This is a genomic window from Paraliomyxa miuraensis, assembly GCF_026337845.1.
GTDB lineage: Bacteria > Myxococcota_A > Polyangia > Nannocystales > Nannocystaceae > Paraliomyxa > Paraliomyxa miuraensis.
Window position 1 is genome coordinate 527,851 of record NZ_JAOVZF010000160.1, and the last position, 16,021, is coordinate 543,871.

Below are 16,021 nucleotides of genomic sequence, written 5' to 3' on the forward strand. Positions count from 1 at the left end.
GCGGCTCCCGACGCTCACTCCCAGCACGTGAGCCACACGACCAGCCGCGCGCGATCGTCCTCCGTCACGCCCCCCACGGGCGGCATGGTGGCCTCCGATCCGTCGGGAGGAGCCGTGCGTGCGAGAATCCGGTCCGCGTAGGCCTCGGCGCCCTCCCGCGTGTCGAACACGACCTCCACGGGGGCTCCTCGTCGGCGCTCGTCGGTGACCGCCGCGCCGTGGCAGCCATCACAGTAGGTGGCCAGGAACCCCCGCCCAAAGGTGTCGTAGGTGAGGACCGACTGCTCGTCGCAAGGCGCGAGCTCACCGTCCGATTCACTTTCACTCGGCTCGTCCCCGGATTCCTCGTCGCATCCGCTCGCCAGCCCCGTGAAGAGGACGGCCCCGGCCACGAACGCGACCCACGCCCTCCTCGGCCTCATGCAAGGAGCCCCGCGATCGGCTCGACCTCGCCCCGCAGGACCTCGCCCGGATCGATCCCCCCCAGCACCAACAAGCTCGCGCCCAGGGCTTCGGCCGAGATTCCGGGCTGCGAGGGATCGGGACCACCATCCGAGCCGACCCCGATTCCCGTATAGAGCGACGTGAACCCCCCAAAGGACCGGCCCCCCACGATTCCCGGTCCCATCACCATCATCGACGTGAAGGGCCAGTGATCGCGCCCGCCCGTGCCATTGAAGGCAGGGGTGCGGGCCATCTCGGAGGTGACCACCACCACGGTGTCTTGGGCCAGGGGCTGGCCTCCGGGGCCGAGCGTCTCGGCCAGCGTCACGAGCAGCTCGTCGAGGTCCCCAAAGAACCCCTCGAACAGCCCGGTCTGCAGGCGGTTGTCGTCGTGCGTGTCCCACGAGAACCCCGTGCCCACGGTGGCGCAGCGACACACGCCCGACGCCAACGCCGAGACCGCCGTCTGCAGCCTGCCGCGAAAGTCCTCGCCGCTGACCAGGCGGAGCTGAAGGCCCGCATCCGACAGCGAGCGGGCGCGGGCCAGCGCCTCGCGGTAGTCCGACAGCATGGGCGCCTGGGGAGCCACGCTGGCCCGTGCGGCCCCGCGCGCATGGAGGAAGCGATCGACGACCCGCGACGAGGGGGCGGGAGGCAGGGGCAGCGGCGCCTCCGACCGCAGCAGGATCGAGCCATCGATGGTGGGCTGGAGCAGCCCCTCGGCGTGGCTCACGAACACCGCGTAGGGCCCAGGAAAGGAGGGTCCGCTGACCACGAGGTGCGGCAGCGGGTTGTCGTCGCGCTGCGCCTGGCCGAGCAGCGTCGCCCAGTCGGGACGCTCCTCCGAGGTCGAGCCGGTCAACGCCACCAGCTGGCAGGTCTCGTGGTTGACGCTGCGGGTGGAGACCCCGTTCAGCAGGGCCACGTCACCGTGACGCCGCTCGAAGAACCCGCGCGTGAGCGGCCGCTGGGGGTGATCGACCAGTGACAAGCCTCCGATCGTCCAGGGCTCGGCGTCGGGCTCGAGCTCGATCTCGGCCGAGTCGAACATCGGCGCAAACACGCACAGCGGATCCCAGCCGCCCTCGGCGTTGATGAACAGGAACCGACAGCGAGCGTCGCCACGATCGGCCAGCACCGCCGGAGTGGCAGCCAGCACCGCCGTGGAGGCAGCCAGGGATCCGATCAAGCTCCTTCGCGTCAGCATGTGCAATCGACCGTGGAAGGGTTGGAGGGTGGGAGGTTCAGTAGAGCAGGTGATCGGGATCCGCGAGCGTGGCCGTCACCACCGCGATCCAGGCCTCGTGAGGTCCCGACAGCGCCGCGACGTCGTCCCAGACCCCGGCCAGCGCCTCGATCTCGGCGTCGTCCGAGGACCGCGCGCGGCTGCGAACGAGCCGCACGAGCCCGACCAGCTGCGCCCGCGTGGGCGCGGCATCGAGATCCCGGTCGGCCAGGAACGCATGCAGCGTGCCGCCGCCATCGCGGCCTTCGAGCACGGCGGTCACCGCATGGATCGCCCCGGCCTCGGCCAGGCGACGCTGGACCAGCACCGCGCCGGTCGACACGTTGGTGGTGTCCCCTCGATCCGAGCCCCCCGCCAGCGAGCGCAGCGCGAGATCGAGGCTGGTGGCCGACCGACCGACGAAGCGCATCTCGTAGCCGGTCAGGTGGGTCAGCGAGCGGCCGAGCACGCCGACCGGCGCGACCTTCTCGTAGACCGGGGCCGGCTCGCCGCCGAAGCGAGGCGACCACGCCTCGCCCCGATAGCTCGGGTCCTCGAGGATCGAGCGCACCAGGGCCTGCAGGGTGAGCCCACCGCTCAGGAACGCCTCGCGGTGCACCGCCAGCGCCCCTTCGTCCTCGAGCCGCGCCTTGCGGCCCAGCATGCCCTCGTAGACCCGTCGCACCGCGCACCCGACGAAGCGCTCGTCCTCGGCGACGTGCTCGGCCAGATCCACCAGGCGTTCGCCGGGCCGGCCGAAGTAGGCGGGCCGGGCATCCGTGTGGATCTGCCAGGCCCGCTCCTGCTCCACCACGTAGTGGGGCTGTGGCCGCTCCGCCTCGGGATAGACGTAGCCCCAGAGGTAGCTCGCGAGCGGATCGAGCGTGGAGTGGCAGCCCTGGCACGCGGCGTTGGTCGCAATGGCGTGGCGGATCGACTCCGAGTCGGTGAGGTCGAGATCCGAGGGGAAGTCGATCGGACGGTCGAGGTACGACTGGCACAAGAGCGCCTGCGACAGCGCGTTGGCCCGCCCTCGATTAGCGTTCTCCACCGTGGACGAGTGGCGCCAGAACAAGGAGTTCATGCCGAGCACCCCGGCCTCGGGTCGGCCGTCGACGTAGCGCGCCGCCACCACCCCGGGCGGCAGCCGCAGTGAGGGCTCGGGCTCGACCTCCTCGAGCGGCCACAGCGGCAAGAGCGAGGGATCGACATAGGTCACCGGCGAGCGCAGCAGCTCGGTCAGCGGCCGATCATTGAGCGCGATCACGGCCAGCAGCTCGAGGGGCTCCTCGCCGATCGCGGCGTAGAGGGCCATCTGCTCGTCCACCTCGTACTCCTCGTCGACCAGGGAATCGAACGGCGGATAGAAGTCGGTCCGGGTGCGAAACGCTCCCGCGAACACGTCCTTCATGCGCTCGCCGAAGGCGGGATCGTCCACGAACCCCGCGACGAGCTCCCCCACGCGCTCGGGGTCGTCGCGCACCGCGTCCAGCTCGTCCGCGGACGGCCGGACCCCGCGTAGATCGAGGCTCGCCCGCACGAGCAGCTCGGTGGGCGCAAGGCCCGTGCGCGCATCGACGCCCTCGGCGTCACGCTCCGAGCAGCCCGCGGCAACGAGCCAGGCGCACGCCACGAGCCCGCGTCCCCGCCCGATCGCGTCCATCACCACGGGAACTCCTCCCAGGCCAGCAGCGCCTCCATGTCGGATCGCTCCACGCACAGATCCCCGAGCAGCTCGCCGGCCACCACGTAGGTCCCGCAGCCGTCGCACAGATCTGGTTCGAACACGGGCTCCTCGTCGCCTTCGAACGTGGACGCATCGAACACCACGTCGTGCCAGTAGCCCACGTCGTCGCGCACCGAGATCGTGCCCCCCGGCTCGACCCCGCACGCCTGCGGGACCAGCAGCAGCTCCGAGAACTGGAACGCCTGCGCGGGGCTCACGAGCTCGCCGCCCAGCGATCCCTGCCCGCCGAGCACCTGGTAGCCGCCGCCCGCGTAGCTATAGAGGCCCCCCTGCGCGAACGAGCGCCCGTCGAGCAGCGCAGAGCCGGCGGCGGTGGTCTGGTCGGCCGCGAGGCGACCGTTGATCTCGAAGTAGCTGTCGTTGCCGTCGGGCGAGCTCCCGCGCTCGTGGTACACGTAGCCCGACAGCTCGAGCCAGCGCCCATCGCTCGTGTCCATGCGCATCGCTCCGCCTTCGGACGACAGCGTGACGCCCTCCACCACGCGATCGCCGTCGACGAACCCGAACCTCTCGAAGCGCCCTCCACCACGCAGCGCGAGCCCGGTGCTGGTGACGCAGCCCTCGGTGTACCAGGTGATGACCGAGCCTTCTCCTTCGCTGACCGCGAGCTGCTCCTCGGGGCAGCCGTCCTCGAGCACCATCATGGTCTCGAAGGCATCGGTCACCTCGTCGGGCTGCAGCGCCACGAAGGCCTGCAACCCCGCCATCGCGGACGCACGCACCTCGTCGGGACCGAGCCCCGGAGGCTCGGCCTCGGGATCGTCACCGTCGTCGGCATAGGGGGAGGGCCGCTCGCCTTCGTCGGCCCCCTCCTCCGCGTCACCGCCTGCGTCGCAGGCCATCGCCATGGCAACCGCGAGCACCACCCGCCGAGCCGAACACATCGACGGGATGATAGCGGATGGTGTCGCGTCCGGGTGGACGATCGGAGTGAAACTCGTGTCCTCGTCCACTCGCCCGTGATCTCGATCGCCATCGATTGGCCACTCGGACACCGAGCGGAATCACGCCCTGCAGTCCCGACTACGCCGTGCGACGAGCACCGCTGGCCGATGGATCGGACTCTTGCACGTCGGCCGCGGCCTCGTCTTCGGGCTCGTCCGCCGTGCTGGCGCCCGTCTCGAGCTCGAACAACACGGCGAGCGCCTCCGCCAGCATGACCCCGTCGAAGCCATCCACCCCCTCGGCCGAGGCCCGCCGCAGGTTGGCCATGGGCTTGTGCAGGAGTTTCTGGACGATCTGTCGACCGAGCTGCTCCACCAGCTGCTGCTGCGCCGGGGTCAGCGTGCCGAGCTTGGGCATCACGCGCGCGAGCTCGGCCTCGGCGACCCCGCGCCCGTGTGCCTGCAGCTGGCCCATCAAGGGGCCGATCGCGCGCGAGCGCAGCCACTGGCCGAACGTCGCCACCTCCTGCTCCACCAGCGCATCGGCCTTGTCGGCCTCGCCGCGGCGGCTGCGAAGGTTGTCGTTGACGATGCCCTGCAGGTCGTCGACGTTGTAGAGGAACACGTCGTCGAGGCGCGTCACGTCCACGTCCACGTCGCGTGGCACCGCGATGTCGACCAGGAACAGCGGCCGATGACGTCGTGATCGCATCACCGGCTTGAGCATCCTGCGGTTGATCACCGGGTCGTGCGCCGCGGTGCTCGCGATCACGATGTCGACCCTGCGCAGCTGGGGCTCGAGTCGGTCCCACGGCTCGTAGCGCCCCTCGACCTTGGCCGCCAGCCCCTGCCCTCGCTCACGCGAGCGGTTGACGACCACGATCTCGGCGGCCCCGGCCGCCTGCAGGTGCAGCGCGGCCTGCTCGGCCATCTCGCCGGCGCCGAGCACCGCGACCGAGGTGCCGGCCAGGTCTCCGAAGATGCTCCGCGCCAGATCCACCGCGACCGACGGCACGCTCGCGCCACCCCGCGCGACGTCGGTCTCGTTGCGCACTCGCTTGGCACACTTGAACGCCAGGCTCATGCAGCGATCGAGCACCGGTCCCACGGCGCCATCCTCCCGCGCGCGCGAGAACGCGGCCTTGACCTGCCCCAGGATCTGCGGCTCGCCGACCACCAGGCTCTCGAGGCTCGCGGCCACGCGGAAGATGTGGCGCGCCGCATCGACGTGCGCGCGGGCAAAGAAGTGCTCCTGGAGGTGTCGCGGATCGAGCGAGCGCAGCGAGGCCAGGATCTCCAGCACGCCGCGCGCGAGCTCGGCCTTGGGCGCCACCCCGTAGATCTCGACCCGATTGCAGGTCGAGACGATCATCGCCTCGGGCAGCCCCGCGCGCTCCCGCAGCGCCCGCAGCAGCCCCGTGAGCTGATCGTCGTCGACGGCCAGCCGCTCGCGCAGCTCGACCGGTGCGCCCTTGTGGTTGATGCCCACGGCGAACAGCTCGGAGCTCACGAGCGCACCCCGTAGGAAACGACGATGAGGACGATGGCCAGGAACGCCACCAGGGTGAGCCACGCCGAGCGTCGCCCGCGGGTCCCCCAGATCGCGCGCGACACCAGCAGCGCCACCGAGGCGACCCAGGCCACCACCGCGGCCGCGACCTCGAACATGCGCCCACGCATCAGCTGCAGCCCGCCTTCTTCCACCATCCACAGCACGCCCGTCACCATGGCCAGCGTGAAGACCGGCGTGACCACCAGCACCAGGCGATGGTGCAGGCGATCGAGCCCCTGCAGGCTCAGGCCTCCGCCTCCCGGACGAAACTGCTTGCTCCGCAGCCTGCGCTCCATCCCCAGATAGAGCCCCGCGACGCCCGCGGCCAGCGTGAACCCGGCCAGGCCGGCCGAGGCAAACGCCACGTGGGCGCTGCCCACGTCCTTGCCCCCGGGGACGGTCCCCGCGGTTCCCACCACGTCGCTGAACATCACGCCGAGCGCCAGGCCCACCAGCCCCAGCGGAGCGAGCACCGGGCCCAGCGCATCGAGCCCCTTGCCCGGCCGGGCCAGCGCGAGATAGCCACCGACCGCGATCAGGGTGCCGAAGCTCGTGGCCAGGTAGATGTTCTTGAGCGGGTGATCCCCGTGCACGCACTGCGCCCCGATCGCGAACACGTGCAGCGCCGCGGCCACGGCCAGCAGCAAGCGTGCGTAGCGAAACGGCCCGCTGTCGTCCTCACCCTCGCGCTCGGTGGCTCGGCTGCCGTAGGCAAAGGTCGCCGCGCCATACGCCACCGCGGCCAGGATGAACAAGATCAGCATCGCCCGTGGACCAGAGCATGCCCGATCACGGACGGTCTGCGCACCCTCGCCGTGGCCCCGGCGCGCGCGGACGCACCTAGCCCGCCATCAGGGCCAGGGCTCCCTGAAGCCGCGCCCACGCCGCCCCATCCATCAGGGTCTCGGTCCCGTCGGGTCCCACGGGCACCGCGATGAAGCCCGGCATGACCGTGTAGGCGAGCTCACCGAGCACCACCGAGGTGTCGAAGTGCTCGGCCCCCATCTGGGCCAGCTCTTGCGAGCTCTTGACGCAGCCCACCACCTGGTAGGGATCGGGCTCGTCACCATCCACCTTCTCGAAGTACACGGCGGGATTGATGAACAGCGACGTGGGAGTCCCCACCGCCGACATGCGCAGCAGGTCGCCGTCGAGCGAGATGATGCCGTCGGCGAGCCACTGATCGACGAGGGACTGGGCGACGAAGATGCGTGGCATGACGGGCCGAGGGTCCAACCTAGAAACGGAAGCTCAACCCGGCGCCCTGGGTCTCGCGGGTGAGGATGGGGCCGACGCGCACATCGGAGATGGCCTTGATCGACTTCTCCTCCTTGATGAAGCGCTTCGCATCGGTGCGATCCTGGTAGATGATGATGCCCAGCACGCCGCCGAGCAGCACCGTGGTTCCCAGGAGCACGTCGCCCACGATCGCGCGGCGCCGCACGATCGCCCCGGTGCGGCTGACCTCGGTGGCCAGCGCGTCGTAGGACTGGTCGCCGTTGGTGGCCAGGTTGGGGTCGCGCCGCGGATCGCCGCCCACCGCCGTGTTGTAGGCGTCGAGGGCATCGACGGCGTCGCCGTAGGGGCCACGACCCACCAGCGCCATCGTGTACATGGCGGCGGCCCCGAGGGCCGCGCCGGAGGTCAGGCCCAGGGCCACCCACGCCCGCGGCTGCCAATACCCCCAAAACGGCCCTCGCTTGCACGCGGGGCGTAGATCTCGCGGCTCATCCTTGGACTCGCGCTTCTTGCGGGGCTCGTTGCGACAAAACGTCTCGAAGTCTTCCTTGAGGTCGGCCTGGATCTTGTCGGTGTCGATCACCTGATCCTGCTGGGATGCCGCAGCAGCGGCTTCCGCCGCCGCGATCGCTTCCTTCTCGGCCGCGATCTCCTCGGGGGTCTTCTCGGGCTCGTCGAGCGCCGCAATGGCCGCGAGTTCCTCTTCGGTGGCGGGCGGCGGCGGGGTCATGTGCTCCTGCAGCGCGGTCACCAGCGCCTGCGGCAGCACGATCGGCAGGATGAGATCACCCTCGTTGAACCGGGTGTCGAACGTGGCGACGCGCTGGCCCTTGGTGACGTCGAACATCACCAGCGAGACGTCGTTGCCCTCGCCGACGCGACCGAACAGGATGAAGTCGGCCGCGGTCTTGGGGTTGGCGTTCAGCCACTTGCCCAGCGCGGCCAGGCACTCGTCGCTGTCGCTCGCGCCCTTGCACTTGACCTTCTTGGTCGCCTCGCCGAGCTCGAGCGCGATCCCACGCACGGTGAAGCCCGCCTCCTCGAGGGACGGCTGGAGCGTGGCGCGTAGCTCCGACGCGGCCGGGGACCCGGTAAAGCGCAGGACGCCGATGGTACGACCGTCGGTCGCGGGCTCGGCCGGCGGCTTGGCGGGCGCCGCCAGCAGCACCGAGCCCGAGGAGAACACGGGCGCGGCCGCAAATGCGGTGGAGGGCGCCGCGAGGATCGGCAGTGAGGCGGCGAGCGACGCGGCGGCGAGCAAGCTGGACGCGCGGTGGAAAGAGGAAGCGGTCATCGCGTTGGAGGCCTTGGTTTGGGCGAAGACGGTTTGGGCGAAGACGGGTGGGTGGGGACGGTGCGGGTGACTCGAAACCGGAGGGGAGCCAAGGCTTGGGGAGCCACCCGGATGCATGGGCGTCCGGCGCGCGAGCGGCGGCATCATAAACGCCCTCCGCCATGGCGCTCAAGCGTGGGATCGGGGTCCGGCCGGGGCCGGCCCACGAATGCGCTGGCCACCCCCGCCCCGATCACGATCATCAGCCCCGCCACCGTGCACAGGGTCACGAACGGGTGCGCCGGCAGGGGCTCGACGGCGGCCCACACCAAGGCGGCCCCCAGGGCGGTCCAGCCAAGGTGCGGCAGCCACCCCAGCCTCACGGCCCTCCCCATGGCCCCCGCCCCCTTGGACGAGGGGGCCCGTGTCGCCAGCCTCGACAGCCCGCTGCCCAGGACCAGAGCCATGCCGACCATTCCGGGCACCAACGCCGCGGCCCCGGCCGTCTTACGCGAAACGACCAGGCCCGCAGCGATCGCCACCACGCACCCCAGCGACGCGAGATCGAGGACCGGGGTGCGCCCGTGCGGGCCGAGCCGAGACCGGGCGGCCACGCCGGCTGCCCCCGTGGCCAGTGCCCCTCCCAGCAGCAACGCGACCAGCGACGACGCCACCGCCCCTTCCACCTCGAAGATCGTCAGTCCGTGGCGCTCGCCGATCGCCTCGGCCAGGCCGCGCACGAAGGGCACCAGCTCGAGCCCGTCCGCGCCGGACCACGGCAGTGCCCAGCGAAGCGCGGGCAAGGCGGTGGCCAGGATCAACGTGCCCACGACCACCACGACCGCCGGAACGGCAACCCCCCGACCGGCCTGGGCCGCCCCGGCCTCGCCCGCGCGGAGCTCGAGTCCGAACAGCGGCAGCGCGCCCAGGGCCAGGGCGGGCAGCCACGCCGCGAGTTGGAAGCCTCCTTCCCACGAAGGCCGGACCGGCCATGCGCCCACCGCCAGGTCGCCGACGCCCGAGACCACGCCGAGCACCAGGGCCGCCACCGCCAGGCCGCCCATCGCGCCCCCGATGCCCCGCACGCCTCGACCGAACGACGCGAGCGGGCGCAACAGCACCATCGCGGCCACGAGACCCAGCACCATCCACGCCCAGATCCGGGTCTCTCGCTCGATCACTCGACGCCCCTCGACGTCGTCACCGCGCGTCCAGCCCCACAGGGCATGCAGCCCCCCGCGATCCTGACCGCGGCCCTCGGAGTAGCCGGACCAGCGTCCGGTGACCCCGAGGCCCGCGCTGGCCTCCGATGCGTACTTGTCGGCACACATCCGGCTCATCACCGTCTCGCCCTGGGGCCCGCGAGGATCGATCCGACGCCCGGGGCACACGAATTCCACGCGGCTGCCTCGGCCAAAGGATCCCGAGCGCACCACGAAGCGAGGCTGCGTCGCTTCGTTGGGCGCTCGATCGAGCCGCTCGTGCACGGCCGGAGTCACCACCGCCTCGACCTCGGCGTCGAGCAGCGCGCGACGAATCCGGGCCGGGCCGTCGGGGTGGACGCGGTCGGCCGCCGAGGCCAGCGCCCGATCGATGGCATCGGCCAGCGCTCGGGGGCCATATCCCCGTCCGCCATCGGGCTCCACGTAGTCGTTGATGGGCAGATCGATGGGTCCCTGCCCATCGACGAGGATCGCCGTGGTCTGGAACGGGTGGATCCCCAAGATCGCGCCGCTGTGCGCCCAGCCGTGCGCATGGGGACCCTCCGCCTCGAAACGCGTTCCCATCACCCCTGCGATCGGGATCGTGGCCGTCAATGCCACGAGCACCACCGGCCTCGCGCGCTGCGGCAGCCAGCGCACCAGCACCGACCATGCGAGCCCCGCCACGATCGCGGCCCCGGCCCCCCACAGCGCCGCGGGAACCTCGACCATCAGCGAGCCGGCCGCGCGTGCGAGCACGGTCGCCAGCACCGCCACCGAGGCGAGCGCCGTCCCCAGGAGCGCCGTCCGAGCCACGGGGTTCCCCATCCCGAGGCCCGGCCGCACCCGAGCCGACGCGAGCCGGACGAGCCGACGCTCACCCACCACCACCATCACCAGGGCCAGGGTCAGCGGCCACACCAGCCCCCGATGGGGTGGCATCACGACCCCGCTGACCAACACCAGGCAAAGGGGTCCCGCGAGCGTTCCCAGCCATGTGTCCCCGAGCGCCGACGGCGACCCCGACTCGGCTCGGACGGCCTCCGGCGCGGGCTCGGAGGCAGTCGGGTCGGTCGAGGGCTCGGCCACGCCCCGGCTTCCTATCACAACTTCCCCGCCACTTCCCCGCCACGACTCCGCCACTCCCTCCACTCCCCTCTACTCCTGGTGGGATCGGCCCGGGTGCAGGCCACGGTCGCGGCTGGCCTCGCGGGGAGCAGCGCGGAGTGTTAACGTGACGGGCCCATGTCGGGCTCGAGTCGTCGCCCTGCCTCCGGGGAGCTTCCCCTCCTGCCGCTGCGCAGCATGACCCTGCTGCCAGGGATCGGACAGCCGGTGGAGCTCGGGCGCCACGCGTCGGTCGATGCCATTCGCATGGCTCGCGAGCGCCCGCGCGACGATCCTCGCCATCGGCTGGTGATCGTCGCCACCCAGCGCGAGGAGCTGACCGAGCGCCCGGGCCTCGAGGACCTCTATCCGGTGGGCGTGCTCGCCGAGGTCACCCAGGCGCTCCTGGGCGTGGGCTCGCGCATGACCGCCATCGTGCGAGGCATCGAGCGCGTGCACCTGCTCGAGGTCGATCGCATCCAGACGCCCTCGATCGCCCGCTATCAACGCGCGCACGAGCCCATGGGGGATCCCACCCTGGCCTATGCGCTCGCCGGCACGCTGCAAGACCTGGTCAGGCAGCACGACGGCCTGCTGCCCACCAATGCACAGAGCAAGCAGCGCACGCAGGGGCTGGCCGTCATCAATGCCGAGCGGGCTCCGAGCCGCATCGCCGACCTCTGCGCCACCCACGTGGGGCTCGAGTCCACCGAGCTCGCCGAGCTCCTCCACGAGCTCACGGTGACCGACCGGCTGCGCAAGGTGGTCGAGTTCGTCAGTCATCGCATCCACGTGCTGCAGGTCAAGCGAGACCTCGATCGACACGTGCGCGAGCACCTCTCGCGGCACGAGCAAGAGGCGCTCTTGCGGCACAAGCTGCGGGCGATCCAGAGCGAGCTCGGCGACGACGACGACGATCACGGCCTGTCCGAGCTGGAGATCCGCCTCGAGGAGGCCGATCTGCCCCCCGACGCCCGCACCATCGTCGATCGCGAGCTGGGCCGCCTGCGACGCATGAACCCTCAGAGCGGCGAGGCCACGATCGTGCGCACCTACCTCGAGCTGGTCGCCGACCTGCCGTGGAGCGAGGCCACCGCGACGCCCGACTCGCTCGACATCGAGGCAGCCCGCGCGCTGCTCGAGCGCGAGCACTACGGGCTCGAGAAGGTCAAGCAGCGCATCGTCGAGTACCTGTGCGTGCGCAAGCTGGCGCCCAGGAAGCGGGGGCCCATCCTGTGCCTGGCCGGCCCCCCCGGGGTCGGCAAGACCTCGCTGGGGCGCAGCATTGCGCAGACCCTGGGCCGTGAATTCGTGCGGGTATCGCTGGGCGGCGTGCGAGACGACGCCGAGATCCGAGGACACCGGCGGACCTACGTGGGCGCCCTCCCCGGGCGGCTCATCCAGAGCATGAAGCGCGCCGGCACCAAGAACCCCGTGTTCCTCCTCGACGAGATCGACAAGCTCGGGGGGCCGGACCTCCGCGGCGACCCGGCCGGCGCCTTGCTCGAGGCGCTCGACCCCGAGCAAAACGATGCGTTCGAGGACCACTACCTGGGCACCGCCTTCGATCTCTCGCGGGTGATCTTCGTGTGCACGGCCAACGATCTCCACAAGATCCCGCACGTGCTGCGCGATCGGCTCGAGATCATCGAGCTGGCCGGATACACCGTCGAGGAGAAGATCTCGATCGCGCGCGACTACTTGCTGCCGCGCTCCCTCGAGGATCACGGGCTCGAGACCGCCGCGCTCGAGCTCGACGACGACGTCCTCCTGTCGCTGGCCACCGAGTACACGCGCGAGTCCGGGGTGCGAAACCTGCAGCGCGAGCTCGAGGGACTGCTCCGCGACGTTGCGATGGAGCTCGCACAGGGTCGAGCGCCCCGTCAGCGGCTGGGTCGAGACGACCTGCTGCGCGTCCTCGGCCCGCCCAAGTACCACGACGAGCGCGTCGATCACTCGCCCGCCCCCGGCGTGGTCACCGGGCTCGGATGGACCCCGACGGGCGGACGATTGCTCATCGTCGAAGCCACGCTGACCCAGGGCGAGGGCACGCTTCGGCTCACCGGACGCCTGGGCGAGGTGATGAAGGAGTCGGCCCAGGCCGCGCTGTCCCTCGTGCGCAGCGATGCCCATCGCTACGGGCTCGACCCCAACTTCATCGGCAAGCACGACGTGCACGTGCACGTCCCGGCGGGCGCGGTCCCCAAGGACGGCCCGAGCGCGGGGATCACCCTGACCACCGCCCTCGTGTCCGTGCTCACCGGACGACCGGCGCGGACGGACATCGCCATGACGGGCGAGGTCACGCTCCGGGGCCGAGTGCTCGCGATCGGTGGCGTGCGCGAGAAGGTGCTGGCCGCCCACCGCGCGGGCATCCGGCAGGTGATCCTGCCGCGGCAGAACGCCAAGGACGAGCCGGACATCCCCGAGCGCGTGCGCCAGGACCTTCGGCTGCACTACGTGGACCACGTGGACGACGTGCTCTCGCTGTGCCTGCTCGAGCCCGAGCCAGCGCCCGCACCCGTGGACGCCGACCCCGACGCCGACGCGGCCCAGTGACGACCTGAGCGTCGACACGACCGGGATGAAGTCGGTCCCGATGTCGACCGCGGTGCGGGCCCAGTCGTCGATCGGTGCGTCCCAGATGTAGACCGGGCCCCGCTTGGTCACGCTCTCGGCGCACATTCCGGGGGCACCCGGATCGTGAATGGCAGGCCTGCCGTCATTCTTGTCCGAGACATGCCTCTTCGTACTCGAAGACCCCTGCGGCCTCTAGTTGATCGAGGTACGCGCGCACCCTTGAATATGGGGTTGATGGGGGCACGTCGACCGCGACAAGCCGCGACAAGTCTAGCTCCGAAGAGCACCCCATCTCTCGAAGATGGTCACGCACCTTCGCAACGTTCAGCTCGTCCGCAAACCAGAGTCGAATCGTGCTGTGCCCCGAGGCAGCGTTCAGCCCTGCGTATCGCAACGCTCCGTCTTGATCAGCCTGGGCAGAGATGATGTCGTTGTATGCCACATTTCTCGCATAGAACGGTATGTTGTCCAGTTGATAGCCGTTCGGAACTGGAATGGCCCAGAGACTCTCGAACTCAACTTGCCCGCCCTCGTTTTCCACTTCGAAGAGCACCTTCACATGTTTGGAGCGTCCTGGTTCAGTCATAGCTTGTCGCTCTTGTCTAGGTTGCAATCGCGGCAGAGGACTTGGCCGTTCGACGGAGATCCATCCCCACCCTTACTCTTCGGGATGATATGATCGCGTTGGCGTTCGTTCCCTGGCGGACGGACACCACGCTGAGACCTCTGTCCCGGCACGACCTGCGTTCCGCAATTCTCGCAGAGGTTCACACCTCCATTCCGCTGGGCATTCGCCGTATCGATCTCGGCCTTCCCCTTTCGAGTGAAAGGCTTGCCTGCCCTTGGTCCGCCAGCGGTTCTCGCAGCCTTCTGCACATCCCCGGCCGCGTCCGCGACGTCTCCGACCGCATCGACGGCATCGCCGAGCCGCTTGCCTGCCTTGCCGCCGGGGATGAGGCTGAGCAGTCCCTCCGCCCCGGAGGACATGAGCACGTCGAATGCACTCTCGCCATTGTCGAGCCGCTGCACCGCAGCGTACACCGTCTTGAGCGTCGACACGACGGGGATGAAGTCGGTCCCGATGTCCGCCGCGGTGCGGGCCCAGTCGTCGATCGGGGCGTCCCAGATGTAGACCGGGCCCCGCTTGGTCACGCTGCCCGAGCACGCGGCGATCTCGGCGCACATGTCCGGGGTCACCCGGATCGTGAACTCCGACGTGCCGCCGGGCTGGCCGGAGTCGTCGCGGCGGCGGGTGTCGCCGGCCGTGTGCGGGTTGTGGCTCGGGCCGCCCTGGCCGATCCCGTTGTACGCGTCGAACATCGCCACGGCGCGGTTCCACGAGTCCAGCGCGGAACTCGGGGAGTTGGGATCGGGGACGACGATCGGGCGGTAGCAGTGGGTCTCGCTGTCGCACAGTCGCGGCAGCGCCCGCACGTCGTCGTCCGAGCTGCCGAAGCTCCCGGTGTAGCCCGTGGGATCGGTCGCGACCAGCGGCCGGTTGTGCACGTAGCTCCAGCGGTTGTACGCCTGACCGTCGAGCGGCGAGACCACCAGCGGGTCGGGCAAGAAGAACCTCCCGGACGGGTGGGATGGCAGGCTTGCTACGCGTCCAGTTCACGCAAGACATCGAGGAACCACGCCTCCAACGATGAAGCGATTGGCTCGGGGACTTGGTCCGGCCCAGCCTCGTGATCCCAAAGCACGATACCGGACATCCTCGCGTTTGCGGAGAATGCGCAGTATAGATTTCCGCCGCCATCGTTCAGGACTGGGACGAGATGTTTGGGCAGTGGACAGCCTGTCTCGGTGCGCTCGCTGGTTGTCACTTGCACGATGTCCAGGTAGCTCGGAATCCCACGGCCTAGGCCGAAGAACTCGAGATGACCAACTTCCACGTGCCCGAACCGCCTCAGATACTCCCTCACGTCGGGTGGAAAGGCCACCTCGAGCTGGGCCTCGGCGAGGTCGATCGCCTCATCGAGAGCACCCTCGCCGACTGCCACATCATTCCGCGCCTTGAGGGCGCGATTCATTTCATCGAGCGCCATCGCAATCTCCATCACGGTAAATTTGGGTGGTTCTTCTTGTAGTTGGGGCCGAGACGGTGCTCTGTCCGCATCATCGGAGCGAGGTTGTCGAAGCTGTTCGTTCCGCCCTCAGCCAGCGGCGTTCGGTGGTGAAGCTCCATCGGGTGCCCATCGGCGCCGATTGGAGCCTTTCCCTGCTTCATGCGAGCGAGAGCATCAGCGGACCACGCTCCCGGGTTTCTCCCGGCTTCGTCCTTCCAGAACTGTGGCTTGACCTTGTTGAACTCGGAACGGGCAGCTTTCAGTGCGTCTCCGCTGACCCGACCGGTCCTCCCTGCGGCCTTCCGCACGCCGCCCGCTGCGTCTGCGACGTCGGCGACCGCATCGACGGCATCGCCGAGCCGCTTGCCTGCCTTGCCGCCGGGGATGAGGCCGAGTAGCCCCTCCGCCCCGGAGGACATGAGCACGTCGAGAGTGTCCTCGCCATTGTCGAGCCGCTGGACCGCATCGTACACCGACTTGAGCGTCGACACGACCGGGATGAAGTCGGTCCCGATGTCGACCGCGGTGCGGGCCCAGTCGTCGATCGGGGCGTCCCAGATGTAGACCGGGCCCCGCTTGGTCACGCCGCCCGAGCACGCGGCGATCTCGGCGCATATGTCCGGGGTCACCCGGATCGTGAACTCCGGCGTACCGCCGGGCTGTCCGGCGTCGCTGCCGTGACGCGTGTGGCCGGCCGTG

General features: G+C 70.1%; 13 protein-coding genes and 1 pseudogene. 1 reads left to right on the forward strand and 13 read right to left on the reverse strand.

The genetic code is table 11. The features are described 5' to 3' along the window. Nucleotides 1-14 precede the first annotated feature (14 nt). The 9 genes from OEB96_RS35435 to OEB96_RS35475 all read right to left on the reverse strand — a co-directional run bounded on the left by OEB96_RS35435 (nt 15) and on the right by OEB96_RS35475 (nt 10,655). The gene (locus tag OEB96_RS35435; protein WP_266221284.1) at nt 15-422 is read right to left on the reverse strand and encodes a hypothetical protein; all 408 of its coding nucleotides are present in this window, start codon (nt 420-422) and stop codon (nt 15-17) included. Beyond that, nucleotides 419-1,651, reverse strand: coding sequence for a DUF1501 domain-containing protein (locus OEB96_RS35440; protein ID WP_266221285.1), 1,233 nt, complete (start codon nt 1,649-1,651; stop codon nt 419-421). Before OEB96_RS35440 ends, OEB96_RS35435 begins: the two co-directional genes overlap by 4 nt. Nucleotides 1,652-1,688: 37 nt before the next feature. Further along, nucleotides 1,689-3,332 (reverse strand): DUF1588 domain-containing protein, encoded by a 1,644-nt coding sequence (locus tag OEB96_RS35445; RefSeq protein WP_266221304.1) that lies wholly within the window; start codon nt 3,330-3,332, stop codon nt 1,689-1,691. After that, entirely contained in the window at nt 3,332-4,300 is a 969-nt protein-coding gene (locus OEB96_RS35450) for a hypothetical protein (protein ID WP_266221286.1), read from the reverse strand. Before OEB96_RS35450 ends, OEB96_RS35445 begins: the two co-directional genes overlap by 1 nt. 139 nt (nt 4,301-4,439) lie before the next feature. Further along, nucleotides 4,440-5,810 carry a glutamyl-tRNA reductase gene (hemA, locus tag OEB96_RS35455; protein ID WP_266221287.1) on the reverse strand — a complete coding sequence of 457 codons (1,371 nt, stop codon included), beginning with the start codon at nt 5,808-5,810 and terminating at the stop codon, nt 4,440-4,442. Next, nucleotides 5,807-6,616 (reverse strand): cytochrome c biogenesis protein CcsA, encoded by an 810-nt coding sequence (ccsA, locus tag OEB96_RS35460; protein WP_266221288.1) that lies wholly within the window; start codon nt 6,614-6,616, stop codon nt 5,807-5,809. Before ccsA ends, hemA begins: the two co-directional genes overlap by 4 nt. 76 nt (nt 6,617-6,692) lie before the next feature. Beyond that, on the reverse strand, nt 6,693-7,070 hold the full coding sequence (locus OEB96_RS35465) for a hypothetical protein (RefSeq protein WP_266221289.1): 378 nt from the start codon (nt 7,068-7,070) through the stop codon (nt 6,693-6,695). A 19-nt stretch (nt 7,071-7,089) separates the two neighbouring features. Continuing rightward, the gene (locus OEB96_RS35470; RefSeq protein WP_266221290.1) at nt 7,090-8,385 is read right to left on the reverse strand and encodes a hypothetical protein; all 1,296 of its coding nucleotides are present in this window, start codon (nt 8,383-8,385) and stop codon (nt 7,090-7,092) included. 143 nt (nt 8,386-8,528) lie between these two features. Then, nucleotides 8,529-10,655: a hypothetical protein gene (locus OEB96_RS35475; protein ID WP_266221291.1), complete on the reverse strand. Its 2,127-nt coding sequence runs from the start codon at nt 10,653-10,655 to the stop codon at nt 8,529-8,531. A gap of 156 nt (nt 10,656-10,811) precedes the next feature. Here OEB96_RS35475 and lon point away from each other — a divergent pair, with 156 nt between their 5' ends. After that, nucleotides 10,812-13,232, forward strand: coding sequence for an endopeptidase La (lon, locus tag OEB96_RS35480; RefSeq protein WP_266221292.1), 2,421 nt, complete (start codon nt 10,812-10,814; stop codon nt 13,230-13,232). A 163-nt stretch (nt 13,233-13,395) separates the two neighbouring features. On the opposite strand, the gene OEB96_RS35485 is transcribed toward lon, so the two are convergent. The 4 genes and pseudogenes from OEB96_RS35485 to OEB96_RS35500 all read right to left on the reverse strand — a co-directional run. Continuing rightward, a complete protein-coding gene (locus OEB96_RS35485; protein WP_266221293.1) occupies nt 13,396-13,812 on the reverse strand; it encodes a DUF4265 domain-containing protein in 417 nt (138 codons plus the stop codon). A 23-nt stretch (nt 13,813-13,835) separates the two neighbouring features. Continuing rightward, entirely contained in the window at nt 13,836-14,819 is a 984-nt protein-coding gene (locus OEB96_RS35490; RefSeq protein WP_266221294.1) for an HNH endonuclease, read from the reverse strand. A 35-nt stretch (nt 14,820-14,854) separates the two neighbouring features. Continuing rightward, entirely contained in the window at nt 14,855-15,313 is a 459-nt protein-coding gene (locus tag OEB96_RS35495) for an SMI1/KNR4 family protein (protein ID WP_266221295.1), read from the reverse strand. Further along, nucleotides 15,313-16,021 (reverse strand): annotated as a pseudogene (locus OEB96_RS35500) (HNH/ENDO VII family nuclease); the annotation flags it as partial. The pseudogene OEB96_RS35500 and the gene OEB96_RS35495, both read right to left, overlap by 1 nt.

Excerpts from the sequence above, each read along its gene's own strand:
- ccsA (WP_266221288.1), bottom strand. The coding sequence starts at position 6,616 with ATGCTGATCTTGTTCATCCTGGCCGCGGTGGCGTATGGCGCGGCGACC.
- OEB96_RS35450 (WP_266221286.1), bottom strand. The coding sequence starts at position 4,300 with ATGTGTTCGGCTCGGCGGGTGGTGCTCGCGGTTGCCATGGCGATGGCC.
- OEB96_RS35435 (WP_266221284.1), bottom strand. The coding sequence starts at position 422 with ATGAGGCCGAGGAGGGCGTGGGTCGCGTTCGTGGCCGGGGCCGTCCTC.
- OEB96_RS35445 (WP_266221304.1), bottom strand. The coding sequence starts at position 3,332 with ATGGACGCGATCGGGCGGGGACGCGGGCTCGTGGCGTGCGCCTGGCTC.
- OEB96_RS35470 (WP_266221290.1), bottom strand. The coding sequence starts at position 8,385 with ATGACCGCTTCCTCTTTCCACCGCGCGTCCAGCTTGCTCGCCGCCGCG.
- lon (WP_266221292.1), top strand. The coding sequence starts at position 10,812 with ATGTCGGGCTCGAGTCGTCGCCCTGCCTCCGGGGAGCTTCCCCTCCTG.
- OEB96_RS35440 (WP_266221285.1), bottom strand. The coding sequence starts at position 1,651 with ATGCTGACGCGAAGGAGCTTGATCGGATCCCTGGCTGCCTCCACGGCG.
- OEB96_RS35495 (WP_266221295.1), bottom strand. The coding sequence starts at position 15,313 with ATGGAGATTGCGATGGCGCTCGATGAAATGAATCGCGCCCTCAAGGCG.
- OEB96_RS35465 (WP_266221289.1), bottom strand. The coding sequence starts at position 7,070 with ATGCCACGCATCTTCGTCGCCCAGTCCCTCGTCGATCAGTGGCTCGCC.